The 23579-nt window shown below is 44.0% G+C and carries 27 protein-coding genes; 8 read left to right on the top strand and 19 right to left on the bottom strand.

Annotation, left to right across the window (positions count from 1 at the left end):
* The gene (locus tag NHB34_RS03025) at positions 1-555 is read right to left on the bottom strand and encodes a hypothetical protein (RefSeq protein WP_353428143.1); all 555 of its coding nucleotides are present in this window, start codon (positions 553-555) and stop codon (positions 1-3) included.
* 472 nt (positions 556-1027) lie between these two features.
* Here NHB34_RS03025 and flhA point away from each other — a divergent pair, with 472 nt between their 5' ends.
* The 4 genes from flhA to NHB34_RS03005 are packed head-to-tail and all read left to right on the top strand — an operon-like array spanning position 1028 to position 6366.
* Entirely contained in the window at positions 1028-3118 is a 2091-nt protein-coding gene (flhA, locus tag NHB34_RS03020; RefSeq protein WP_353428141.1) for a flagellar biosynthesis protein FlhA, read from the top strand.
* Between the two features lie 35 nt (positions 3119-3153).
* Positions 3154-4812, top strand: coding sequence for a flagellar biosynthesis protein FlhF (gene flhF / locus NHB34_RS03015; RefSeq protein ID WP_353428140.1), 1659 nt, complete (start codon positions 3154-3156; stop codon positions 4810-4812).
* Complete coding sequence (locus NHB34_RS03010; protein WP_353428139.1) at positions 4809-5627, top strand: hypothetical protein; 819 nt, start codon at positions 4809-4811, stop codon at positions 5625-5627. The genes flhF and NHB34_RS03010 overlap by 4 nt, the downstream gene beginning before the upstream one ends.
* A 46-nt stretch (positions 5628-5673) precedes the next feature.
* Entirely contained in the window at positions 5674-6366 is a 693-nt protein-coding gene (locus NHB34_RS03005) for a FliA/WhiG family RNA polymerase sigma factor (RefSeq protein ID WP_353428137.1), read from the top strand.
* Between the two features lie 29 nt (positions 6367-6395).
* Here the strand turns inward: NHB34_RS03005 and NHB34_RS03000 are convergent, their stop codons facing one another.
* The 12 genes from NHB34_RS03000 to NHB34_RS02945 form a co-directional block, all read right to left on the bottom strand.
* Positions 6396-7082 carry a tetratricopeptide repeat protein gene (locus NHB34_RS03000; RefSeq protein ID WP_353428135.1) on the bottom strand — a complete coding sequence of 229 codons (687 nt, stop codon included), beginning with the start codon at positions 7080-7082 and terminating at the stop codon, positions 6396-6398.
* Positions 7083-7213: 131 nt separating this feature from the next.
* The gene (locus NHB34_RS02995; protein ID WP_353428134.1) at positions 7214-7627 is read right to left on the bottom strand and encodes a hypothetical protein; all 414 of its coding nucleotides are present in this window, start codon (positions 7625-7627) and stop codon (positions 7214-7216) included.
* A gap of 54 nt (positions 7628-7681) precedes the next feature.
* On the bottom strand, positions 7682-8017 hold the full coding sequence (flgM, locus tag NHB34_RS02990; protein ID WP_353428133.1) for a flagellar biosynthesis anti-sigma factor FlgM: 336 nt from the start codon (positions 8015-8017) through the stop codon (positions 7682-7684).
* A 115-nt stretch (positions 8018-8132) separates the two neighbouring features.
* Complete coding sequence (gene flgA, locus NHB34_RS02985) at positions 8133-8810, bottom strand: flagellar basal body P-ring formation chaperone FlgA (protein ID WP_353428131.1); 678 nt, start codon at positions 8808-8810, stop codon at positions 8133-8135.
* Positions 8810-10408, bottom strand: a complete 1599-nt coding sequence (locus NHB34_RS02980) for a hypothetical protein (protein ID WP_353428129.1) — start codon at positions 10406-10408, stop codon at positions 8810-8812. Before NHB34_RS02980 ends, flgA begins: the two co-directional genes overlap by 1 nt.
* 32 nt (positions 10409-10440) lie before the next feature.
* Positions 10441-12420: a hypothetical protein gene (locus NHB34_RS02975; protein WP_353428127.1), complete on the bottom strand. Its 1980-nt coding sequence runs from the start codon at positions 12418-12420 to the stop codon at positions 10441-10443.
* A gap of 43 nt (positions 12421-12463) precedes the next feature.
* Positions 12464-12871, bottom strand: a complete 408-nt coding sequence (locus tag NHB34_RS02970) for a hypothetical protein (RefSeq protein WP_353428126.1) — start codon at positions 12869-12871, stop codon at positions 12464-12466.
* Positions 12868-13896: a hypothetical protein gene (locus NHB34_RS02965; protein ID WP_353428125.1), complete on the bottom strand. Its 1029-nt coding sequence runs from the start codon at positions 13894-13896 to the stop codon at positions 12868-12870. Before NHB34_RS02965 ends, NHB34_RS02970 begins: the two co-directional genes overlap by 4 nt.
* Before the next feature lie 7 nt (positions 13897-13903).
* On the bottom strand, positions 13904-14713 hold the full coding sequence (locus NHB34_RS02960) for a hypothetical protein (RefSeq protein ID WP_353428124.1): 810 nt from the start codon (positions 14711-14713) through the stop codon (positions 13904-13906).
* A gap of 53 nt (positions 14714-14766) precedes the next feature.
* Complete coding sequence (locus NHB34_RS02955; protein WP_353428123.1) at positions 14767-15525, bottom strand: hypothetical protein; 759 nt, start codon at positions 15523-15525, stop codon at positions 14767-14769.
* Between the two features lie 9 nt (positions 15526-15534).
* A complete protein-coding gene (locus tag NHB34_RS02950) occupies positions 15535-15957 on the bottom strand; it encodes a surface-adhesin E family protein (RefSeq protein ID WP_353428122.1) in 423 nt (140 codons plus the stop codon).
* A 161-nt stretch (positions 15958-16118) separates the two neighbouring features.
* Positions 16119-16313, bottom strand: coding sequence for a hypothetical protein (locus NHB34_RS02945; RefSeq protein WP_353428121.1), 195 nt, complete (start codon positions 16311-16313; stop codon positions 16119-16121).
* 349 nt (positions 16314-16662) lie between these two features.
* Between NHB34_RS02945 and rpoN the strand changes: the two genes are divergently transcribed.
* On the top strand, positions 16663-18048 hold the full coding sequence (gene rpoN, locus NHB34_RS02940; protein WP_353428119.1) for an RNA polymerase factor sigma-54: 1386 nt from the start codon (positions 16663-16665) through the stop codon (positions 18046-18048).
* 78 nt (positions 18049-18126) lie between these two features.
* Here rpoN and NHB34_RS02935 read toward each other — a convergent pair whose 3' ends face one another.
* The 3 genes from NHB34_RS02935 to NHB34_RS02925 are packed head-to-tail and all read right to left on the bottom strand — an operon-like array spanning position 18127 to position 19853.
* Positions 18127-18801, bottom strand: a complete 675-nt coding sequence (locus NHB34_RS02935) for a diguanylate cyclase (RefSeq protein WP_353428118.1) — start codon at positions 18799-18801, stop codon at positions 18127-18129.
* 21 nt (positions 18802-18822) lie between these two features.
* The gene (locus tag NHB34_RS02930; RefSeq protein ID WP_353428117.1) at positions 18823-19314 is read right to left on the bottom strand and encodes a hypothetical protein; all 492 of its coding nucleotides are present in this window, start codon (positions 19312-19314) and stop codon (positions 18823-18825) included.
* The gene (locus tag NHB34_RS02925) at positions 19314-19853 is read right to left on the bottom strand and encodes a hypothetical protein (protein WP_353428116.1); all 540 of its coding nucleotides are present in this window, start codon (positions 19851-19853) and stop codon (positions 19314-19316) included. Before NHB34_RS02925 ends, NHB34_RS02930 begins: the two co-directional genes overlap by 1 nt.
* Positions 19854-20125: 272 nt before the next feature.
* On the opposite strand from NHB34_RS02925, the gene NHB34_RS02920 reads away from it, so the two are divergent.
* Positions 20126-20398: a hypothetical protein gene (locus NHB34_RS02920; RefSeq protein ID WP_353428115.1), complete on the top strand. Its 273-nt coding sequence runs from the start codon at positions 20126-20128 to the stop codon at positions 20396-20398.
* Positions 20399-20413: 15 nt separating this feature from the next.
* On the opposite strand, the gene NHB34_RS02915 is transcribed toward NHB34_RS02920, so the two are convergent.
* Genes NHB34_RS02915 through NHB34_RS02905 form a run of 3 tightly spaced genes read right to left on the bottom strand, consistent with a single transcriptional unit; the run spans position 20414 to position 22435 of the window.
* A complete protein-coding gene (locus NHB34_RS02915; protein WP_353428114.1) occupies positions 20414-20851 on the bottom strand; it encodes a hypothetical protein in 438 nt (145 codons plus the stop codon).
* A 16-nt stretch (positions 20852-20867) separates the two neighbouring features.
* The gene (locus tag NHB34_RS02910) at positions 20868-21335 is read right to left on the bottom strand and encodes a polymer-forming cytoskeletal protein (protein WP_353428113.1); all 468 of its coding nucleotides are present in this window, start codon (positions 21333-21335) and stop codon (positions 20868-20870) included.
* Positions 21336-21370: 35 nt separating this feature from the next.
* Positions 21371-22435: a helix-turn-helix domain-containing protein gene (locus NHB34_RS02905; RefSeq protein WP_353428112.1), complete on the bottom strand. Its 1065-nt coding sequence runs from the start codon at positions 22433-22435 to the stop codon at positions 21371-21373.
* A 272-nt stretch (positions 22436-22707) separates the two neighbouring features.
* On the opposite strand from NHB34_RS02905, the gene NHB34_RS02900 reads away from it, so the two are divergent.
* Both NHB34_RS02900 and NHB34_RS02895 read left to right on the top strand, forming a co-directional pair.
* Complete coding sequence (locus NHB34_RS02900) at positions 22708-23040, top strand: hypothetical protein (RefSeq protein ID WP_353428111.1); 333 nt, start codon at positions 22708-22710, stop codon at positions 23038-23040.
* Positions 23041-23138: 98 nt separating this feature from the next.
* On the top strand, positions 23139-23531 hold the full coding sequence (locus NHB34_RS02895) for a polymer-forming cytoskeletal protein (RefSeq protein ID WP_353428110.1): 393 nt from the start codon (positions 23139-23141) through the stop codon (positions 23529-23531).
* Positions 23532-23579: the final 48 nt, after the last annotated feature.

Here is a 23579-nt window from a genome sequence, read left to right as displayed (position 1 = left end):
TTATGCCGAAAGGTTAATTAAACTGCCACTACCCGAGTCATCCATCAAGGATTTTTGCACGCCTTCTAGCAATCCACTCAATGTATTTGAATTACTTGGCACGCCAGATGCCTTAAATAGCTGATTTGCAGCCTCGCTCACGGCAGCATCTACCGATGTACCGCCTGCTACTTCATTAATCATTTTGGCCACACCCGCTTTTAACTGCTCCAATGGGCTTGCCACCTTATTCCCAGATTCATTTGCTTGGGGATTCACCGCAGAAATAACCGAAGACAAAAAGTCAATAGCCGACTTTTTAATATCCTTAGCTTGCGCTCCTTCAGCCTTGCTATCAGACAGACTTGCGCCCATTTGACTCAAAGTTTTGATGACATCTTGAACCAATTTTGGAGCAACTGCTTGCTTTGCCCCTGCTTTTGGCAAGACTACGCTGGATGCGCTATCGGCATCATCAGAGTCGCGCCCTGCAATCGGATTAATCCGATTGATTTGCAACAGGCTAGCCAATGTTGGTGGCTGAGGCCCTGAATTTGCAATTGCTGAAATAGCCATAAAACGCTCTCTTATCCGATAAACGATCAATACATGAAACTGTTAAATAAAGCTTTCAAGGAGGCTTACCCCCAAAGAATTCTTTCCTTATCGTTACCTACGGAATTAATTTTGAAAGTGTTTAGTACTTTTTATATTTATTTTATAGATATGTAATATGTCCAATAAAAACAAGGGCTTATACAAAATATTGGGCTCATATTTATTGGGGGCAGCCATTTTTTGGGCAACTTTATCCCCGTAAGAAGTCCAAATAGGTAAAAGGTGCCCCAAAAGATCGAATTTAGGCGGCAAATTTTGCCAATTTTGGTGTTTTTGGCTATGAAATCAAGTATATTTAGGGGTGTTTTTAGCGCCAACCACTAGATATGGTGATTTAGCCCTCTTGTGAATGGTTGCTAACGAAATGAAGGCTGTTTTTGAGATATTTTGAGCTTTTTTTGATCATTTTTCGGGCAAAAGACCTATACGCATGAAAATTCTGGGTTTTGACACCTCTAAGCTGCCAAGTCCCTCGGCACAAGGCGCCATCCCGATTCTGGTTCTGCTAGTTTTGATCATGATGCTGGTGCCTTTGCCAGCCATCATTCTCGATATTCTGTTTACCTTCAATATTGCGCTATCGATCATCGTGCTCTTTACGGCGATCAATATCAAAAGCTTTAAGGACTTTGTTGCTTTTCCAACGGTTCTGCTGCTGACCACCTTACTGCGCCTATCGCTAAACGTTGCCTCAACCCGTATCGTTTTATTAGATGGCTATAAGGGAACCGATGCCGCAGGTAAGGTGATTGAGGCCTTTGGTGTGTTTTTGATTGGCGGTAACTTTGCAGTCGGTATCGTGATCTTTATTGTGATCACCATCATTAACTTTGTGGTGATCACCAAAGGTTCTGGTCGCGTTGCTGAAGTTTCTGCTCGCTTTGCCTTGGATTCTATGCCAGGTAAACAAATGGCAATTGACGCGGATCTGAATGCAGGACTCATTCAGCAAGATGAAGCAAAAGCGCGCCGCGCTGATGTAGCGCAAGAAGCAGACTTCTTTGGCTCCATGGACGGTGCTTCCAAGTTTGTGCGTGGCGATGCAATGGCCGGCATCATGATTTTGGTCATCAACCTCATTGGTGGTTTGATGATTGGCGTATTGCAACACGGCATGGATTTTGGCAAAGCGCTTGCTACCTTTGCATCATTAACTATTGGTGACGGCTTGGTTGCGCAAATTCCAGCGCTAGTCATTTCTACTGCAGCTGGTATTTTGGTTACCCGCGTTGCGACTGAAGATGACTTTTCTGGTCAGGTCTCTAAACAGTTTGAAGCTAACAGTAATGCGCTAGGGGTTGTGGCTGCTGTTCTAGGCATTCTGGGTGTACTGCCTGGCATGCCACACTTCATCTTCCTAGCTTTTGCAACCCTCTTTGGCACGCTTGCCTACATGACGCATCAGCGCATTAAAAAGGAAGCTGCTGAAGCGAAGATCGCTGCTGCGCAACCAGTTGCCAATGAAGAGCTTGAATGGAAAGATGTTCCAATTGTTGAGCCGCTTTGCTTAGAGCTTGCCTATCGCCTCATTCCTTTGGTAGATAAAGGCGACGATAGCGACTTAATCAAGCGCATCAAAGCGATTCGTCGTAAGTTTGTCACGCAAGTTGGCTTTCTGATTCCATCGGTTCATATTCGCGATAACTTACAACTATCTGCAGAGAGTTATCGAGTCTTGCTCTACGGCGCTGAGATTGGTCGCGGCCAATGCTTGCCAGATCGCTTGTTGGCAATTCAGCAAAGTGGTACTGAAAAAATTCCAGGTATTGAAGTTAAAGATCCAACCTTTGGCATGCCTGCTGTTTGGATTGAACGTCGTCAACGTGATGAAGCAATCGCTAAAGGCTACACCGTTGTTGAACCAGCCGTAGTGATCACGACGCACTTAGATCACCTGATTCATCAGCACGCCGCTGAACTCTTAGGCCGTCAAGAGACTCAAGACTTACTCGATCACTTCAAGATGAGTTATCCAAAATTGGTTGAAGATGTCATTCCGAAGATTGTGACCGTTGCGCAATTACAGCGCATCTTGCAGTTACTCTTAGAAGAAAATGTGCCGATTAAAGACCTGCGCACTATTTTGGAAGTCTCTAGTGAATACGCAGGCAAGTTAAATGATCCACTGGAAATCCTGCCGCACATTCGTTATGCCCTGCGTCGCACCATCGTCCAAGACTCATTAGGCGATGGCAATAATTTCAAAGTCCTTGGTATCCAACCCGAATTTGAGCGCCTGATTGAGCAGTCTATTGGAGCTGGCGCTATCGCGCCCGATGGCTTAATTGAGCCTTCTTTAGCACGCATGTTTGGCGAAGAAGTGATCCAAGGGGTTCAGGAAATGGAAAATGAAAACCTACCCCCTGTGATTGTGAGTGGTACGCGCACTAGAGCGACGATTTCCAGAATCGCCCGTCGGGTTTGCCCTCAGGCAATCATTTTGGCCCTCAGCGAGCTGCCCCCCACTGCAAATCTAGCTTTTTACAAGGTTCTTTGTTCCCAGACGGGCAAAAACCCCTAAAATCACTACTAAAGAGAATGATTCGGAGTTAACGCATGGGCCCCCAAAAATTTATAGCAGCCAATACCGCTGATGCCCTAAAACTCATCCGCGCTGAGATGGGTCCGGATGCCATGGTGCTCTCTACAAAAGATACAGACCAAGGCGTGGAGGTCATGGCGATTACCTCTGGTGATTTAGCAAACCTTTCTGCACGCTCCGAAGCTTTAGACCCACAGTTTGGTGAAGCTGGTGCTTTTTCAGAGCGCTCACTAAAACAGTCCGGCCTTTCTGATAAGTTCGCCAATGCCATAGCACGGCGCGCACCATCTACCTCTTCTGCTTCCAGCGAATCCGCTAAACCCAGAGTGCATCCTGATGTCCCCAATGGCATTTTGCGTCGCAATCCAGCTAGAGTAGAACGCCCGATTCGCGCACCTGGTGCCGAGGCTTTTTTACCTACCTCATTTAATAATGCTGAACGTATCCCTAGAGGCTCTGCCAACGTTGTTAACCCGTCCAATAACGATGCTATCTTTAGCGCCAGTCTTGCAGCCAACACTAAAGCAGCCCAGGAAGTTGCAGCATTAAATGCTCTAAAAAGTGCCGCACAAAGCGCCGCTCAAAAAGTACGCGCACCGAGCGCTCAAGTCGAGTCAACCAATAACTTGTCAGGCAGCTTATCCAATAATTCAACAAGTAACACTGCTCCTAGCGTTATAGCCCAAGCGGAGAGCTCTCCTAAGGTAGAAAAACTGCTTTCTGAAATCAGTGAAGTTAAAAATCTATTGCAGTCCCATGTTGCTGGCAGCTTTTGGGGCAACATTCAGCAAGGTAATGCGCAAATCACTGAGGTTGTAAAACACCTTCTCAATAGCGGCTTCTCACCAAAACTGGTTGCAGAGATCGCCCAAAACCTGCCTGAGAATTTAAGCGTATTGCATTTACTCAAAAATGCCCGTGAGCAAGTGAAATGCATGCTTAAAACTTCTCGCGCATTTGATATTTTTGATCGTGGTGGTGTTTTTGCTTTTATCGGCCCAACTGGGGTTGGCAAGACCACAACTGTTGCCAAAATTGCAGCGCGTTGTGTATTGCGCTACGGTCGTAATCAAGTTGCATTACTCACTACGGATACCTATCGTATTGGCGCTCAAGAACAGCTCAAGACTTTTGCCAAAATATTAGGCCTGTCGGTTACTGCAGTTCGTGATAGTGAAGACCTAGCAGCCAAGATTAAAGATTTTTCCAATCGCAAGATTATTTTGCTAGATACTGCTGGAGTGAGCCAGCGAGATACCTTAATGGTTGAACAATCTCACTTGCTAGAGCATGGCTCCAGTAAGGCGCGTCGTATTTTGGTTATGAGCTCAACTACAGATTTGCGCACCCAAGAAGAAGTGATCAATTTGCATAATCAAGCCATGCAAAACACCAATGGTGAAAAATTAGATTCAGTAATCATTACCAAGATTGATGAAGCCGCTCATTTGGCTCCAGTCATTGACAGTGTCATCCGCCATGATTTGTCTATTTTGTTTGTCTCTAATGGTCAGCGGGTGCCTGAAGATTTAAGTCAGCCTGATGTCAATTATTTAAGCCATCGCGCTATGGCAATGCGCGCCTTTGCTGAGACATTCTCTTTGACTGATGAACAAGTTCCAGCCCTACTTTCTGATCATTTGGGCGACTGGATTCGTAAAGTAAATCAATGAATACGGCAAGCACTGCTAGCGGCGCAGACCAGGCCGCAGGTTTACGCGATATTTTTGGCTCCGAGTTGTGCCGTGTCATCTGTATTGCAAGCACGCTAGATCCGGACTCTACGATTCATCTAGGTCATGGCACTGCCCACAATATCAAACAACTTGGTCACAGCGTACTGCTAATTGATGAAGTCCCTTTGGCCGACCGTAAGACCATGTCAGGATTTTTATACCCAGTGCGCTACGACCTTGGCCAAGTTTTTGCCAACTCGATTGATTTATTAAGAACCATTAAGCAAATTGATGAGAACTTTTGGTACGCCACCAGTGCTAAGTTGCGCCAAGAGATCACTAGCCGCTTCGCAAAATATCCCAAGTTAGATGAGCGCTTGATAAAGCACGAAATCAATATTGATTATGTTGTTTTCCCAACGATTGATCCACAAGCTAATCTGGTTGCCTACTTTGGCAGCAATATCAAACGCATTTTGGTTGCCTCTACTGAAGAAGCATGCTTAAAAAGAGCGATGGTGATGATTCGTCAGATGGCTGAATTGCAACTTGATGAACCCCTTTCCGTATTAATTGTTGGCGGTCATGATGAGGCAGCAGGAACTGCTGCTTTTGAAAAGTTACAAGATGCAGCGCAAAGAGCTCTAGAGCAAAACATTGAGTCTTTGGGCTGGATACAAGCCTTTACCGCCCAAAGAGTTGAAATTGATCTGGATGACATGAGCTTTAATCCAGTTAGTCGCGGTACACGCCACGAATTTGTTCTGCCGCATAATTTCTTTAAAGCAATATCTGCCAAAATCACGGCTTGATACAATTGCCTGAATTCCAATTGATGTCCTTACTCGCGAGTTGTGATTGAAACCTTCTAGCTATACCCAGTCCGTTGATATTGATCTCGCCATCAAAGAACATCTTCCTCTAGTTAAGCGTATTGCCCATCAAATCTGCTCGCGCCTGCCGCCTAATGTAGAGGTAGACGATTTAATTCAAGAGGGCTTAACGGGTTTATTGGACGCCTTAACTCGATATGAGCCTCAAGCGAATTTAAACTTTGAGGTCTACGCTCGCACCAGGATTCGCGGGGCCATTTATGATGCTTGCCGCAAAAACGATATCCTGCCACGTAATCAACGCGATGAACTTGAGGGACTTGAGAAAGTTACCCGCAAGCTCGAACAAAATTTAGGTCGTCACCCCTCTGAAAGAGAGATTGCTGCAAGCGCAGAAATGACGATTGAGGCTTACCACGCCATCATGGCCAATATGGTTCACCTCATGCCGCTTGATGATTTATCAGATGACCTCTTACCCTCTGATACTGACTCATCAGACCCCATGAGAGCTGTGGCAATGAGTCAGTTGGCTGAACGCATTGCAACCATCTTAGAAGGTCTGCCTGAAAACGAGCAATTAGTATTTGCGCTTCACTACCAAGAAGATTTGTCTTATCGAGAAATCGCCCAAGTGATGAATATCACACCAGGGCGCATTAGCCAAATTCATACTCAGGGCATGATCCGAATTCGTGCCAAACTCAAAATTCAGTAAGCATTGGCTCTATTTTTATTTATAGGCTCTCATAGACATTTATAGAGCCTACGCATATTTTTAATTCTTCCATACTGCAGCTCAGCCTCGTCAAACTCTTTGTTGTAGTTACCTTTATTGGTGTGCTGAAAAATAATTAAAACCCGATGCGCTTGCTCATGACCCGCTAAGGTCGCCAATACCAAGTAGTAACAAGCTTTGCTGTGATTTTGGGAGATGTATTCCCCTTTTTCGTAAAGGCATCCAAGAGTGTATGCAGCCTGACGACTGCCCTCTTCCGCACCTTTGGCAAGATACTGAATACCCTTGTACATATCACGAGGAATGCCCTGCTCTTCAGCCAATCCTAATGCGTAGATATTACCGAGATTGCAATAGGCATCGACAACGTCTTCTTTAATTGCCTTCTCGTAATACTCAATTGCGGTTTTATAGTCCTGCTTAATCTCACCCATGCCTCGTTCATGCATTAGGGCAACATTGAAGTGAGCATAACCATTGCCAAGGCTACTATTGGAATTTACCCATTCAAAGAGCTTAGTAATTTGCTCGGCATCCAAATGCCCATCAAAGCACATTTTGGTGAGCGCAAACTGCGCCTCTTCGTCCAAATCATGGACAGCTAATTCGTAAAAAATCTCAAAGGCTGCTTGATAACGACCGCGGTTTAAGTTTTGCCTAGCAATATCTAGGCGAGCATTATCAAAAAATTGCATAACTTCCGAAATGAATAAAAATGTTTAGCCGCTAATTAGCGAACGTCTCTATTATGAACAAAATTACTGAAACATTCTTGAAGTTAATTTTTGGGGATGGAATACGGCCGGTGCTAGAGGCGAAGCTAAATCTAGACCTTACGGGATAGAACTCCACCAACAGAGCCTGGGACACCGCCCTCACTATCATAGGTCGCGCTAGGCGCTTGTTGCGCAATAAACGATTGCATTGCGGCGCTACGTTGCATAGCCAAGCGAATAAGATCACCATTAATTTGATGATTAATGGATGCCTCATCTAACAAACTCATGAGACTTTTCTTTTGCTCTTCAGGGAACTGCCCGATATCGGCTTTGAGTTGTTCAGCACCACCAGGATATTGATTGATTGCATCTAGCGCCACATTAGTTAGATCTAGCGCTGCTGGCAGTCGATCCATGTCGTTTGCTTCTAGCGCACTGCGTAAATCTAAAACGGCGCCAGCAATTTTTTGTAAGAAAGCTTGCATCCCATCAAATGACATTGATGGGGATTGACCTGACATAAACTAGATGAAATTACTGGGATTAATACAATCCTAAGATGAACTTAGGATTGCTTAGGCCTGCTTTGGTTTTTGGCCAATCGCGGCAACGACATCTTTGAGCATTGCCTGTGAAATCTTTTTGTAATCAATCTTAAATTCGCCATTGGCAACTTGATTGCGAAGCTTCTCAATCAAAGCCTCATCAGTAACCTTGTTCGCCTTGGAATCACTTTGCACTTCAGCCAACTTGGCTGTCAAGCTGATATCCAAATTGACTGCTGGGCCAGCAACTGCGTCAGTAGCAACTTTATTTGCGCCTGGGTTTACAGAAGTCGAGTTCGAGCCAGAGTTAGTTTTATTAACTCCTGTATTTGGCGTAATGAGCGCCCCATTCTCGTTTACTTTCATCGCTTTCTCCTCTGTACTAGCAGCATTTTACTACCCTTGGCACCAATCTGGTGACTAATGCCTATATCTATTACTCTAACCCAAAAACTGGGTTTTTACATCCTTTGCTCCACCGTTACTCAACCGTCACTACAACTACTGACGGCCTTAAAACCTTTCCTTGCAAGACCTGACCATCGGCTATCCGGACTCGGACCATATCGCCAATCATGCCTGCGGATTGGGCCACACCTTCTCCAGAGACCTCAAAATCCTTGCCTTTTAGAACAAGTCTTACGGGATCCCCTGACTTGATTACGGATGATTCTCTTAAATCGTTTAGCCCAACTGGGGACCCCATTTGAAGGGGTCTACTTAAAATACGGTCATATGCCGCTTTTGGGGTCCTCAAGACATCATCGGGCAAGGCACTTAACTCCCCGTCAATCACCCGAATGTCAGTTGGCTCAATTTTTTGACCAGCGGCAAGGTACTGGCTGGCAACGACATAACTACCAAATACCCGTATATTGAAGGGAACATTCACCATCCAACCTGCCTTGGCGCACCGCAACTGAAGGGTTGTTCTACCCCAAATACGCGCCCCAGGCTGTGTACTGATTTCAATATTGCCTCCCACGCAGGCGGGTACGGTGATATTGGGGTCAACTAACTCTGGCTGAACTCGTAAACCATTAACAGTTGGGCTTGATTGAATAAAACGCGTGATTTCTTTATCAAGATCAGGCGTCAATGCTGCTTGAGCATTTGTGCCTAATAAATAGGCAACTATGATGACTCCAATAAAACGCATTATCTAGTGTACCGGTCCAAAGCTATCCAAGAATAAACATTATTAGCACCATCAAGAGCAACGCCTGCCATCCAATAAGGTCGATCTAAGGAGCGTGGAATATTTTGATGGACATTCATATTTTGAACGCCCAAGAATTCATGAGCATGAATCACATAATCATGATTACCTGCCCGTACATAAATATTGCGCGCTGGGTGAATGATCTCCCCCAGAAAGTCCACCTTAGAATCCACAGCTTTGCTCAGCGGCTCTTCGCCAAGATACTGAATGGCTGAGACTGCATATTGCTCACCATGGCGAGTAAAGAAAGCCATAGGCATACGCAGCAAGCTAGATGGACAAGATAAACGTACGCCATCGTGATGAATCTCCAGCGATCCGCCAATCTCGGCCATCATATTGCTCACAGCCAAAAGATGCTCGTTAGACAAGGTTACGTGATCCAAATCGACAAAAATCATCAACTCTTGCTGAACCGCAAAAATACTTGGGCATGGCGGCAGAATGCTAAGAATCGTTAAAAGCTGCTGAGCAATATCTGGATCGGCATATACCTCATCAATCAGCAATTCATCCGTGAGGTTCTCAAAGATGTGGCGCAATGATTGCTGGCCTGAGCGCACTAATTCATCTTGTTCGCGACCTAGTAAAAAGTCTACCTCTACTCCACTCCAGTTATCGCCCTTACCCACTAAGCTGCGAGCTTTTTGCATGCGATTTAAGTTGGTAGAGCGATCTAATGTGTAATGTTTATCGAGATAGCGCGCCTTGCTTGAATATTCAAAAGCACTTTCACGATCAATTGGCTTTGTTAAATTCTCTGGCAATACAAATGGCTTAGGCTCTGGCGGGGTAAATAAGACTGGAGGCGATTCTTTTCTAGGTGCAAACAAATGATTGAGCTCGCTCACAGCGCGATCTAATGTTTGCTCCAATGCCTGCTCACGTGAGATTGGCTCGGGAGAGACTGGTGCTGTAGTTTGCTCTGGGCTTTGAGTTTGTGCTTGCGCCTGAGCTTGGCCCGGAGCTTGCGCCGAAGGCTGATCTTCAGCTTCTGCTTTTTTAGTTTGTAAAGCGCGGAAGAGTTCGGGTGAGAACTCTTGATTTGGAAAAGCATCTTCAATCACTTCTTCAGCAGGCTTTGTTTGGGTTGCAGCTGGGGTCGTGTTTTGCTCTGCTTGCGCGGGCTGGCTAGCTACCGCGATAGGCTCAGCAGAAATTGGCTTGCCTGCTTTTAACTGAGTCAATTTATTAGCAAAGCTTGTCTTAGCAGCATTTAACACCTCATCGGTGACAACTAAGTGAGTTGCTTCACCAGGATGAATTTGAGTAACTCCCGCATTTGTTAATGCAACAAAGTCGTTTACGAGCAATAGAGACTGCGCTTGATTTTGCTTAAATTGCCCTGCCAGCTCTTGTGCAAATCCAGAGAGATCTTCAAGTCCAGCGCCGTCAAGTGCATTAGCTAGATCAATGCAATGCATCACAATCGACTCAACCTGAATTGGGCTGGATGCGTTTTTAGGTGTGGCTGATAGCAATCCTTCGATTGCTCGATCAACGTCTATTAGAAATAGGGGTTTTTCTTCAGCCATGTTCAGTTGTGCTTAGTCGACGTTACGCTTCATCACTCTTTGATTTCACGCTTAAGGTCACCAAAAGCGCGATTTAGTCCATCAAATTCCTCTTGCCACAAATCTAAATCGCGCATCACCTGCTTTGCATCCATGCTAATGAGCTCAATGACTTCTGCTGAAACCTGAGGGGCAGAAGCTTGTGCATCAGCAGCTTGATCTAGGGCCTGCGCTAATGAAGTACGCATTTTAGAAACGGTTGATTCGACACGCTCAACTAGCAAATTCAATTGCTCGGTTTCGATAGCCAACTGCTTGCTCGAGTGATTATCCAAAATAGCCAAGTACAAACGCACGCCTTGTTGCTTGAGCGCAAAGAATGCGTCCTGCAATTGCTCTAAAGGGCCACCACGATTTGGATTAGCGCCTGACCCATATGCTCCATCAGACTGCCCATTAGAGCCAGAGCGCATTTGGGCGCTTTTATCTTGCAAAGTGTTGACTGAGTGACGCAATTTATTACCGAGTTGGCTCAACGTCTTCATGCGTGACTCAATGCCAACTACTTTGTCTTTTAAGTCATGGCTAAGTTCAGTGATGACATTAACAACTGTTTTGAGCTCTGACTTACTTGCGTCAGCCAAATCTCTACGATCAATATCCTCTTTAATTGAATCTGAGGCTTTCGATTTGGACTCGGATGCGGTTTTTGCATCCTGAGCTTTGACACTTCCAGATTTATTCAGCGCTAGATCAATTGAACCCAACAACTCATCTGCCTGGGCTGCAAGCTTAGTGGTGCGCTTATCTTCAACCTCAGGAACACGAGTATTTTTCAATAACATCAAACCGCCTAATCCAGCACAGACCAAGCCGATGATGCTGACCAAAGTGAGCCCTAAGAATCCACCCGCAGCTGCAAAGTCAAAGAGACGAAGGCCGTCTGAATTTTTCTGAGCTACCACTCTTAATGCTTCGTGGTCTGAAGCAAATTCACGCACAACCTGAATGTTATTGACATACGCCTTGAGTGCTGAAGCGCTTTCTTGTGGCAATTTAGTATGCCAAGGACTTTGATGCACCTTAGGCATCGCCTGCGTGAGACTCAAAGTGGATTTACCAGCAGTCTTCTTGCCTGCCTCGATTTCAATTAAGACTTTTTGATCAATTACTGCACCTAATGCTTTTTGCAGATCTGCTGATGCAGATGCACTAGTGATATTTTTTTGCCATGCTGCATTGGCTTTAATGTATTCAGCTAAGCTTTCAGCATACTTTCTTGCAGGAGAATCTGTGGCAATTTTGTCTAACTCAAGCGGACCTTTAGAAGAAATCAATGTCTCAGCAGATTTAGCCAAAATATCCAAGCCTGCTAAACCTTTCTCTTGAGCAAGCACTAATACAATCGATTGCTCAGCAGTTTTAGCCCCAATTAATACATCCTGAATATCTACCGCATTAATGGTTTTTTGCTCTGCTACTGTAGGACTCGCAGGAACATCTTCTTCCTTTTCTAGTTCAGCATATTTATCTGGCTTACCAAATAACAGCTTCATAATTTTTGCATCGAGCTTCTGGAAAAAAGCTAAGGCTGGATTATCTGAAAGCGTGGCGACAGGCCCTTCAGATACATTTTTACTTGCTGCAACACTCTTGCTAGCGTTAGCTGTAGAAGTTGTTTTTTGTGAATTTGCAGAGCTTGCCCCAATAACGCCATCTGCAGGCATCTTCACATCATCGGTCATAGACCTGAGTAGTCTGTCCGCTTTTTTCATATTGTTGAAAAAATCAGAATCAAGCGTATGGGTGCCAGTAACTTGCTGCTGTAGATCTTTGAGCGCGGGAATCAGGCGTAATACCTCGATTTGTTCAATATCAAGGGATTGGAGATAACGCCCATCAGTCAACCAGCTGCGGGCAGATAAATAAGCGCCAATGCTAGCTAGCAATGCAATCGCAAAAGAAATGGTGACCAACCACTGCCAAGGCTTGGTCGAGCGTTGAAAGACGTGATTGTTATATATTTTGCGCATATTTAATTTCTAACTATAAGGTTTCGTGGCATGCCCAGCAACTTTATAAAACCTCTACCAAATGAAAATCTGACCCGTTGTAATGCAAAAACGCCGCCTCAGGAAAAGTGGATGAATGAAACGGTCCAACAATGTTATTTACTCGAAATCCCAAACCCTTATCCGCGCCATCTTTAAGCACAACCACCCATGGAGCCTGGTCTCTCTTTAAAACCTGCTGCCAATCAGCCATGCCATTGGCGCTAAGACTGCTTTTGAGTAACTGAAAATGATTGCGCAAATAAACGGGCTCGCCCTCATGCACTACCACGCCGCTGATTTTTAAATCTTTAATCGACTGCTCTACTTCAGGACAAAGAAATACCGAATGCACCAAAGATGCTGGCAAGGCATAACGCTCGCCGTTGATACGCAATCCAAGCCAGTACTCTTGATTCTCGAGTGAGCTCATGACTTTTTACCCGCAATCCGACGTTGATACCAATACAGAGCGCCAGCAATAACAAAAATTACCAGACTGCAAACAAAACCAACGACTGCATCACCCATACCCGTTAGATAGAAGGCATTTTTATTTTCAATTTTTCTTCTTTGAGAAAAGTAAGAATCAATCGCCTCTAAAACTTTTTTATGCTGCCAATTCAGTACGTCTTTAGCACGAATCTTGGCAGAGGATGGTCCATTAGGATCAATCACACTTTTAGAAATTAAATTGAGGCGTTTTGCGCTTTGCATCAAATTGTTAGCAGCTTCTGTGCGCCAATCTACCGAGATAGCAGGCAGCATTTCACGGCGATATTGATCAGCCATGCGCTTACTATCTTGCTCGGTCAAGTACACCGCCTCAGGTGGAATAGCAAAGGTAATGCCACTATTACTGCCCGTGATTGGAGTACGCGCAGGATTTTTCATCGCAACCGTAATCGTGTTTTGCTTATTTCGCAGTAACTTCAAACTGATCTCGGGTGCTAACTTCTCATTCAAAGCCTGGTAGTAACCCATCACTGACTCGATCTTGATCGAGCTGACATACTGCACCAGATCTCCTGGCTTTACACCTGCTTGGTCAGCAAAGGAACCGGCCTCAACTGACTCAACAGTGGGTGGCGTCACAGTCAGAATTGGGCCAGAACGCTTGTTTTCAAATTCGGCGAAGTATTGAAATGCGCGATTAACCGCATCATCTAAACCAACTGGAACAATTGCATCATCAGCCAACTTAGGAATATCGCTTGGCTTTAAGCGGCGTGTATTGAGAGTCGTATTGTTCAACCGAAAATCAATCGCTTGATAGCTAACGTACTCTTCTAAATTTGGCATAACTACTTTTAGATTTTTTAAATCTGAAGAAGAGCTAGACAATTCACCAGCGGCTGCTAATAGGGTCGCCAAAGAAACGAAGAGCAAAAAGCTTGAGAAGGCTAAAAACCAGAAATAAATGCCTTTTTGCGTACGAGGAAACTGAATTTTTAGCACGGTATTTTTACTTTTTCTTTAAACCGTTATCCGTTTTGCTACCGATAAACTTATTGCCGCCTTGATTCAAGATGAATCGCTGCTTGAGCAATTCCACCTCACGATGCTCAGCCATCAGCTGGACTTCAGTTTTGCGCTTATCCATAAGCAGTCGGCAACTTGCAATGTCATCAATCCAATCACCTGATTTCATTTCAATGATGGCGGTTTCTAAAATATCGCGACCATTTGTCTCGCTTGCCTTGACTCTCACAACAAACAAACGGACATCATCCACATCACGCAAGGTCAGTTCCACAAAGTAGGTTCTTGCAAACCGGTGGTTCACTGCGGTGAGCTTGTATGGGTAGTTATGTAGTGTGAAGTAAATCTGCGTGCCATCATCAAGTGGCATTGGCTCTACTTTGAGGTCGGTGATCCCTGCTTGCGCATGCCACTCTAAATCTGTCTGTTGCGCCTCTAAACTCTTTTTAGGAAAAGCGCGGGTCTCAAAATAAATCTGATACAGCGTCTCTGGCAGATGTCTTTCATTAGCCAAGTTTTTCAAGACTTCAGCGGTAGAAGTAATTCGTAGGCGCTCAGCCATCAGATCCAACTTCATGTTGGCAATCTTTTGATTAATCACTTCTTCAAGCTGGTGTGTTTTTTGCAGGCTCGCTACCGCAACTGGCTCAATCGGCTTAGCTTGATTTTCCTTAACCTCATCAACTACTTTGCCGTAAAAATCGCGGATGAAAAAATAGACCAAGGCGATGAACATGAGCAAGCTCACGATCATGATCAATTTTCCAGTAGTAAATGATGCGAAGAAGTTCATATCAATATCAAAACGCTTAATTCGCCAATTTCGCTAATTGCTGCAAAGATAAATTACTCATACCAAGAGGCTCCAAGGTACCAACGATTTAAGCGGCCTTGCACACGAGCATTTTCAATTGCGCTACGCGTGCTTTCGAACTCTTTCAGTGTTTGCTTTTTAGGTTCGTATAACTCGCACCCAGCACGAATGCGATCAATGTCGGCTCCTGGGCGTACGTTTTTAATCACGAGGTCAATGGTTGTGGAACGAGATCTGAGACGCTCAAAATAACCAGAGTGCCAATAGCGACCCACCTCTACTTCGGTCGCACCCAAACGAATATCCAACAAAATACCGTGGTCTGATATATCAATGACTTTAGTAAGCAACTCTTGACCAGCGCCCAAGCAAAGTACGAAATTTAAATCGTCATCTGCAGGACCTAGCGTTCTAAATTCTTTACGACGTTGAATCAGAATTAAATCTGCGGGCAATGGGCACACCAGATTACCCTCTTCGTTCAAGCGTAAGTTTGCAGCTAAGAACTGCATCTTGCCGCTCTCACCACACATCACCACAATCCGCTGACCGCCAATCAAACTCGTAAAGCCACCCTCTGGTTTAGTTTCAGGCTTCATCACCAACAAGCCCTTGACTACATCTAAGAGACTAACTGGAATTGGCGCACCAACACCATCAATGGAATACAAACCAGCTAATGGTTTTTTACCTAATTCACGCTCAATGGTTTTTTGAATCAGTCGAGTATCAACATGAAACTTAGGCTCAATACTGCTTAGCCCCTCAGGTGGAAAAATATTAAATCTCATATCAATAAATTAAGAACCGCAAACTTGTGAATAAATAATGGCTATCGGAGTGCCCTCCGGAACTGGATCGTCATTTAATTCAAAGCCAGTTTCTGTCTGCAAATTGGGTTTGCCCATTGCATTTGGCTCAGAATAATTAACGGTAGCTAGAGTGGAGTAAGTATTACGTGCGCAATTGAACAAAATATTTCGGCGAATAGATTGAATTCGCTCTGGTGCAGCGCCAGGTTCTTGCTTGCGATTGGTAATAGTCCAAACTTTTTTCCAGTCAGGGGGTAAATTTTTAATTGAGCTCTTGTAATAAGAGACGCTGTACTGGCGACCATCGATCACAGTCACCAAATCTTCATTTGCTTGAGCCAATGCGAAACCACTGCCAAATGTGGCAAAAAGCACAATAAAAGTGGTAATTCGGAAAAGGAAGCGGCTCATGCAACTAACCCACATTAAATGGGTCATTATACGGATATCCTGCGTTTATAGCCCTCTAAACGCTGCTTAAAATCTTCGCAACCCTCTGATTTGAGGGGCGTTAAAAGCCCAGATTAAAGCCTACCAAGACCTTACAAAATTCGAGGTCTTGTAACGGGAGTCTATGAAGAGGTTTGGACTTCGTTGGCGATGGAATCAGCTTGGGGAATTGCGACATTCTCGCCATCAACCACATGCTTTACCCAATAACGAGCGGCAGCAATATTGGTTGTATAAAAAGCAATTTTGTTGCTTTTTTCGATGGTGTAGAAACGCTCACCTCGGATTCGATGCTCAGTAATAACAGGATATTCCATAATGTGAAATCCCTCTTTTTCAGTGACAGGGTAACTGTAAACGGACAAATCTCGCCGATTGATTACCTATTTTATACATTCCCAAGGGGAATTTGGCATCAATATTTATCTATATCATTGATTTATATAGATTTTATTTATATGATGAATACTTCTCTTTTCAATAAAACAAGAAAAACATGGAGATACCCAAACCTAAAAGTTACGACGACAAAGACTACGGCAACATTGTTGCGATCCAGCGCCTTGTTTTGCCGTTCCCACTTAGGGGTTTTTACAGTACTTTGGCAATTACACTCATTCTGTGAACTACTGCTTTTTCCTCACCCTCTTGAGCGCTCTATAAGTTATGGCTATCTCACTCAATACCCGAGTCAGCCAGACGGTTAGCCTTACCCCGCAATTACAGCAATCCATCAAGCTTTTGCAGCTCTCTAACTCTGAGCTGGAACAGGAACTGGCTAAAGCGGCTGAAGAAAACCCACTTCTAGAATTTGAGCCTAACCCCGAAATTGAATCCAACCTCTCTCAATCGAATGAGCGGGTTGAGGTGATTCAACAGTCTTGGGGGCCTAGCCAAGCTTCCCAGGATGACGATGAAGATTGGGGCGAGCGCTATGAGCGGGTTGCGCATAAGCAAACCCTACTAGAGTATTTGGATGAACAAATTCATCTTCTCAATATCAATCCTGAAGAGCAATCCTTAATTGCGTACATGGCTGGTTGTCTTGATGATCGCGGCTACCTACCTGAAGACCTTGAGGCCATTCATACCGATCTTGCAAGCCAATTGGCTGAAAAAACCTCGCTACAGCACATTGAAAAAGCGCTAGCCAAACTGCAAACACTCGATCCACCCGGAATCGGTGCACGCGATCTTGCAGAATGCCTTTCTCTGCAAATTGATCGCATTCTAGAAACTGCCAAAGTCGATTGCGCCCCATGGGAGTTGGCAAAAGAAATTGTGACGACCCATTTATCAAAGGTGGGCTCTAAGGACTGGCAAAAAATCAAGCAGGCGAGCGGTAAATCAGAAGCAGAGGTACTCAAAGCCGTCGAACTCATTCGAACATTGCAACACAACCCAGGCTCTCAATTTGAGCGTGAGAACGATCAATGGATTTTGCCCGACGTTGTGGTCAAACTGAAAAACAAGCGTTGGGTTGTGGAATCAAATCCGAATGCAAAACCTCGCCTCACTTTAAATAACGAGTACGCCAGAATTTTGAAAGAGAATGGTCAAAAGAAAATTGATGGCGCTCTCAAACAAAAGATGCTCGAAGCCAGTTGGTTAGTAAAAAATATTGCGCAACGCGAAGAAACAATTCAAAGAGTGGCGCAAGCGATTGTAGAGAGACAGCAGCAATTTTTCTCAATGGGTGCAATCGGTATGAAACCACTTGTTCTACGTGAAATTGCCGAAGAGTTAGAAATGCATGAATCGACTATTTCACGGGTGACCACCCAAAAGTATTTGGCCTGCCCTTTAGGAATTTTTGAATTCAAATACTTTTTCAGCAGTCAAGTGAGCACAGAAAAAGGCGGTGGCATTTCATCGACAGCAATACAGGCATTAATTAAAAAAATTGTCGAGGAAGAATCTGCCAGCAAGCCCATCTCAGATACCCAGATTGCGCAACTATTAAGTGAGCAAGGCTATATCATTGCGCGCCGAACGGTAGCTAAGTACCGAGATATCTTGCGCATTCCACCAGTTCATCTGCGCAAACAGTAGCTTTCATCATTCTTCTGCCCACCCCGCCAATCGCTCTGCCAATCACGCCTTGCTTAGATTGGATTATGCAGATTGCAACTAGATCGCAATCTCAATCCGATTTTTACCGGCTCTTTTCGCTTTGTACATTGCCTGATCTGCATTTTCAATCAATGCAAGTGCACTTACCTTACCCAAAGAGATAGCAGGCTTAATCACTGATACGCCAATACTAGCGCCCAAAAATAAAGTGAGTGGCTCATCTGCACTTAATCTGAGTGGCTGAGAAATCGCGCTCAGCAAACGATCAGCCAAATGCTCAACGGATTTTTCGCGATCGATGTTTTGCAAAACCACTACAAACTCATCACCTCCCCAGCGACACAACAAATCATCTGAGCGAATGGAGTTTTGTAAGCACTGACCTACTAGACTTAATGCCTGATCACCAATGGCATGTCCGTGCTGATCATTAATTTGTTTAAATCCATCCAGATCAATAAAACACACTGCCAAAATTGAATCTCGACCATTTTGGCTAGCCAAGGCTTGCTCCAATCGCTCCAGCAAGCTCGAGCGAACCAGCAAGCCTGTTAACTCATCGCGCGCTATTTGGGATTGCGACGGCTGGTCTTCCAAGAGCTCTCGCAAAATATGTCGCTGCAACGGAGTTAATTGTCGATTTTGATCTACCTCTAGAGCAATACCATCTTGCGCGGATTGTTGAGCAAGCTTTTGTAACTGCTCAAAAAGATTCTGAAATTGCTTTAACACTGCACACCAATCAGACAGCCATCATTCGTTGCAAATGATGGCTTTAACGCTTGACTCTATGGTGTCAGGACTAATCGGAATCACATCAGATTTGGCTTTTTTGAAAAAGACCTCATTCAAAGATTTAGTCTTAGCATCAAAGTACATATAGGAGGTGCGATAGAAGAAGAAATGATTCTCCTTGCAATCTAGAGCACCACTCAAGCTAAATAGGTTGAATGGCTTTCCGTTTGGCGATAGTTGCTCAGCGTTAAAATGCGCCGAAACCGTGTACCAAACAAATGGCCCCTCAGCCTTACCCCAGCCAGATAAAAGATATAAGGTAGATTGCGCATTCTTTCGCAACACAATGTCTTTATCATTACTCAATTTATGAGCGCCTTTTTGTGCGCCCGCTTTTGCTGGAGTGGGTTCGTTATGATCCGATTTAGCGGACGCCCCATGAGCGACAAATAGCGCCAATAGCACACCCAAACAATATTGATTTAAGAATGCAGGTTTTGTGAGCAGCATTATTTCGCCCCCTCTGAAACCTGGCTACCATGCCATTTTTGAAACGCTACTGGGGCTGGCGCACCATCTTCGATGCCGTAATACTCGACCTTGCCGTCTTGGCTAATGGCAGCGTAATACTTACTGCTTTCGGGATCAATCACAAACGCGGCCTCTCCATCACCGCACCCTTGCTTTTTGCAACCAGAGCCGAGGATTTGCTTACCCACATAAATGATTTGACCGCTATCTTCCATGAGCTCTTGATACAGCTTGTAGTTAGAGCCCAGCAAATAAGAAAAAATGAATTCCCCATTACCGCGTTGCACATAATCTAATGAGGAAGTACCAACCATCAAGGGAATATAAGAGGCTTGATCCCTAGCGAGATCTTCAAACTGATTTTTTAGTCGCTTTTGCTGAGCAACATTTTCTGCTCGCTTACTCTCAATCGTTTGATATTCCCAAAGTTTAAATCCGGCATAGAGCAAAATCAGCAAAGCCAATAACAGGGCAATCCCCTTCAAAAGGAATTTAGCTAAAGCTTTAACTTGAGCCACTATCATCGGCTTTTGACATCCATGCTGTAGTTAGATTTATTGGGTATTCACGCCCTGTAATTAGGCATGATTTTGTTTAACACCACTATAAAGCAAATTAATTGAATACCGCCCAATTCCAAACTAAAAGTTGGCTCATTTGTAACGTTTTTGCCAAATTAATAAAAAATGTAGGGTGAGCTTCTGAAATTTGCCATAATTCCTGTAACTCTCAAAACCTCACTAACAACAAGAATGACAATATATAGCCTCACCCCCGATTTGGAGTACACATGGGCAATCTAGACGACGCAATTGCAGAACTCAAAGCGATTAACTCTCGCTTGGCTGAAATGAGCGAATTGATTCAGGCCAGAGAACGCAAATCTGAGGAGAGCTTAAATACCATCAGAAAAGATCTTTGGAATATCAAAAATATCGTTGCTGATGAAAATATTCAAAACAAGATCGTACAAAAAGGTGTTGAAAGAGCATTAGGCAAGGCTGCGATTTACGTAGTGGTATCAACCATGATGCTCTACATTATTGGCAAATTCTTGCTGTAGTTTTTTCCGCACGATTTATTGCTGAGTACGCTCTATTTTTTCTACTGCAATAGAGTACTCAACCTTACCTAAAAACTTACTTAACCAATTTTTCTCGATTAAGTCGTTCTGCACTAGGTAGGCAACAGAATAATTGCCCTGGCTGGTAATCAAATTTGCTCTACATGAGCGCTGAGCATTGTCATGGGCAATTTCCTTAATACCCTCAAAAGCTAAGGTTCTGGAGTTCTGAATCAAGGTTTCATTACTTCTGATGTTTTGATTGAGCAGTATTTGCACCGCTTCATCTTGACACTTAGGAAGATCTCGATAGTGGTAGGTGTAGGTTAATCCGCCCGCAGCCACCAGCAACAAAAAACCCATTAGTAGAATCCAAGGAACTTTCTTTTTGAATGAGTTCTCTTCTAGCGACTCTTTGAGATGGTGAATCTGATTCTCGGGGATCTGCGTCATCTCAATGCTTCCAAACTTAAGCGCCTTCAGCCTTTGTCATCAAGACAACATTACTAGCTAAATCATCAGACTCGGTTGCTGAGGCATTCAAAGTATCTGGTAGTAAACATTTGAGATTGCCATTTACCTTAGCATCAGGATGCACGTTAATTTGTGAATAGGTGATATCGCCGCAAACCACCGCACCTGGATAAACTTCAACCCTGCCTTTTGCCAGTACGGAACCATTAATACGACCAATGATGATGGCATGGGCGCTATGTATATCACCCTCTAAGAAACCCGTTTTACCAATCACAGCAGTAAAACCATTCGCAGCGTCTGGCGCAGTATCGTCTTGATGAATGTCACCAACTAGATGCCCGGACAACAACATATTGCCTCGATGCGTAAAGTTCCCAGTAACAGATGATCCCGTACCAACGGTAGTTTGATAAGTTAACTGCGTATCGGCCATCGGGCCTTTTTTTGAGAATTCAAACATCGCACTACCTCCGAAATACTTTCAGAAAAATTACATCACTGCATTGCAACTTCAACTAATTTGATTTGCTTAACGCCTGCATTGGCGGGTCTCACCCTCCAACCTTGGTAATACATTTCCACATTATCCAAATCTTGTGCTGAGACCACAAAAGGTGACACTCCTCTAAAGGAATGAGCAGTATTAGGCTCTAAATCAACCAAGGTTTGTCTACCCTGACCATCAGCAACACAAATCGATTGTTTTACCAAGGTTTTAATATTGACTGCATCACCTAACTTAGATGGATTGGGTGATTTATAAATAGGAACTTGATCATCACGCACTGGCGGACACTGAGTCTGTGTTGTTGCAGCTCCAGCCACAGCAACAACTGGCTCTGGCTTTGCTTGAGTTTTTTCAGGAGCACTTTCTTCAACGGCTGCTTGCTGGGGCTCTTGAGTTGCGCTCTCGCTAGGAGTTTCTTGCTCTGCCTTCTTAGTCTTAAAGCTATCTATATATGCAACTACTGAGCTCGATACATGAAATTGGTTTTCCACACCATAGAGTGCGCCAAGCACTACCAACAAACCCAATGCAAGACCAAATTTTTTCAGTGGTGCAGAGCGCATCGCTACATAGGGCAATGATGTTCCTGAATGGGTACTTTGATAAATCAAATCATCTAACTGCTCGCCCTCATCCACAACTGGCTTAGGTGCGCTTACTTCAGCGGGCTTTTTATCTTCTTTTCTTTCTTCTTTTCTTTCTTCCTTGCTATCTTCTTTAGCCGAAATATTTTCTTGGGAAGAATTTGCATCTAGCGTTTCTGGCGAACTTTCCACTTCGGGTGAAGTAACTTGCTGAATTTGTGGAGCCACTTCTACCGGTTGCTCAAGATAGTCCGCCTGCGACAAACCTAAATAGGTTCCCACTCGTTTTGCTGAAGACAATTTAAGTTGAAAATTGTAGAAAGAGCTATTGCCACCCTCTTCCAACTCCAAAATCATTTTGCTCGAGAGACAACATTGCGTTGCCAATTCGCCGCGCTCCATGCCTCGCTTTTCTCTAGCAGCTTTTAGCGCAGAGCCAATAATTTCAGGCAGGCGAGATTGCGACATAACCTGATCTAATCTTTAAATAGCGAGTTGGCAAACATTATGTGGGCTACTTTGTCTCTTTAGTGTCTTGTTTTAATTAATATTTATTAATATTGATATTTTGCGGAATATTAACATCAAATAAGCGCTAATTAACTAAAATAGCGCCCAAAATAGTGTCCAAACTTTACTTTTAGCCTAAAGATGGCCAAAATTGCGTCTACCGCAATATAAACAAGCAATAAGGACAAAATCAGATGCAGCTGATTTGGATCTCAGGATCAACTTCAACCATGAAGCAAATCAAAATCACGGGTAGAACCATGATTAAGCTAGCTATTTTGTCTTTTAGCGTCTTTATTCTCATCGGCATTGGCATCCATTTTTTAGGCTTTAGGGTGGCGATTCGGTTTAGCCCTGAGATGACCAAAGAGATGGGAGGCGTCATTACCCGCAAGGAATTAGACGAAATTGAAGCCACTTATCGCGAGAAATTGCAAACCCTCCAGCGCCAATTACCCCTTATAGAGTCAAAAATCAGCTCTCTTAGCAAACTAAAAGATCAGTTTTCCGAGCTAGCTACGCCAACCCCAACCAAAACCAAACCACAAAACACCGACAATTAATGCACTATATTTGTGCATTAATTCTTTCGAAAATATCAATAGGGTCGCACTTTAATGCGATATGATTTGATCAAAACCAACATATTAGGAAAATAAACATGGACAACAATCCAAAAGGCTCACTTTTTGTAGGTGAAGGCGTCGTTGTTAAAGGCACCTTTGAAGTTCCAGAAATGGCAGTAGTGGCAGGTCTGGTTGAAGGCGAGCTCAATACTAAAGAAGTGTTGGTAGATGCCACTGGCATTGTGAACGGCAGAATTAATGCCGAAGTTGTGGAAATTCGTGGTGAAGTAACCCAGGGCTTACATGTTACGAACCATCTCAATATTAAATCTAGCGCAAAAATTACTGGATTAACTCAATACGCTGAAATGAGTGTTGAAAAAGGCGCAAAGTTGAGCGGCGAACTCCGTGTGATTGAGTCTAGCCACTCTTCTTATTCATCGACTCCATCTTATGGATCAAGCTCTGATTACTCAAACAACGAGTAATACTGAATAGAAGTCTAAAAATATCCGAATATAAAGACTTTGATGGTT

It is taken from the genome of Polynucleobacter sp. MWH-UH19D (assembly GCF_040409795.1).
GTDB lineage: Bacteria > Pseudomonadota > Gammaproteobacteria > Burkholderiales > Burkholderiaceae > Polynucleobacter.
Note: the sequence above shows the minus strand (reverse complement) of the source record. Positions and strands in the feature narration are given on the sequence as shown.

Coding starts and splice junctions, on each gene's coding strand:
- NHB34_RS02960 (WP_353428124.1), bottom strand. CDS start 14,713: ATGAACTTCTTCGCATCATTTACTACTGGAAAATTGATCATGATCGTG.
- NHB34_RS03025 (WP_353428143.1), bottom strand. CDS start 555: ATGGCTATTTCAGCAATTGCAAATTCAGGGCCTCAGCCACCAACATTG.
- NHB34_RS02920 (WP_353428115.1), top strand. CDS start 20,126: ATGGGCAATCTAGACGACGCAATTGCAGAACTCAAAGCGATTAACTCT.
- NHB34_RS03010 (WP_353428139.1), top strand. CDS start 4,809: ATGAATACGGCAAGCACTGCTAGCGGCGCAGACCAGGCCGCAGGTTTA.
- NHB34_RS02970 (WP_353428126.1), bottom strand. CDS start 12,871: ATGAGCTCACTCGAGAATCAAGAGTACTGGCTTGGATTGCGTATCAAC.
- NHB34_RS02945 (WP_353428121.1), bottom strand. CDS start 16,313: ATGGAATATCCTGTTATTACTGAGCATCGAATCCGAGGTGAGCGTTTC.
- NHB34_RS02900 (WP_353428111.1), top strand. CDS start 22,708: ATGAAGCAAATCAAAATCACGGGTAGAACCATGATTAAGCTAGCTATT.
- NHB34_RS02930 (WP_353428117.1), bottom strand. CDS start 19,314: ATGCTGCTCACAAAACCTGCATTCTTAAATCAATATTGTTTGGGTGTG.
- NHB34_RS02915 (WP_353428114.1), bottom strand. CDS start 20,851: ATGACGCAGATCCCCGAGAATCAGATTCACCATCTCAAAGAGTCGCTA.
- NHB34_RS02955 (WP_353428123.1), bottom strand. CDS start 15,525: ATGAGATTTAATATTTTTCCACCTGAGGGGCTAAGCAGTATTGAGCCT.
- NHB34_RS02910 (WP_353428113.1), bottom strand. CDS start 21,335: ATGTTTGAATTCTCAAAAAAAGGCCCGATGGCCGATACGCAGTTAACT.
- NHB34_RS02975 (WP_353428127.1), bottom strand. CDS start 12,420: ATGCGCAAAATATATAACAATCACGTCTTTCAACGCTCGACCAAGCCT.
- flhF (WP_353428140.1), top strand. CDS start 3,154: ATGGGCCCCCAAAAATTTATAGCAGCCAATACCGCTGATGCCCTAAAA.
- flgM (WP_353428133.1), bottom strand. CDS start 8,017: ATGAAAGTAAACGAGAATGGGGCGCTCATTACGCCAAATACAGGAGTT.
- NHB34_RS02895 (WP_353428110.1), top strand. CDS start 23,139: ATGGACAACAATCCAAAAGGCTCACTTTTTGTAGGTGAAGGCGTCGTT.
- flgA (WP_353428131.1), bottom strand. CDS start 8,810: ATGCGTTTTATTGGAGTCATCATAGTTGCCTATTTATTAGGCACAAAT.
- NHB34_RS02950 (WP_353428122.1), bottom strand. CDS start 15,957: ATGAGCCGCTTCCTTTTCCGAATTACCACTTTTATTGTGCTTTTTGCC.
- flhA (WP_353428141.1), top strand. CDS start 1,028: ATGAAAATTCTGGGTTTTGACACCTCTAAGCTGCCAAGTCCCTCGGCA.
- NHB34_RS03000 (WP_353428135.1), bottom strand. CDS start 7,082: ATGCAATTTTTTGATAATGCTCGCCTAGATATTGCTAGGCAAAACTTA.
- NHB34_RS02905 (WP_353428112.1), bottom strand. CDS start 22,435: ATGTCGCAATCTCGCCTGCCTGAAATTATTGGCTCTGCGCTAAAAGCT.
- NHB34_RS02980 (WP_353428129.1), bottom strand. CDS start 10,408: ATGGCTGAAGAAAAACCCCTATTTCTAATAGACGTTGATCGAGCAATC.
- rpoN (WP_353428119.1), top strand. CDS start 16,663: ATGGCTATCTCACTCAATACCCGAGTCAGCCAGACGGTTAGCCTTACC.
- NHB34_RS02995 (WP_353428134.1), bottom strand. CDS start 7,627: ATGTCAGGTCAATCCCCATCAATGTCATTTGATGGGATGCAAGCTTTC.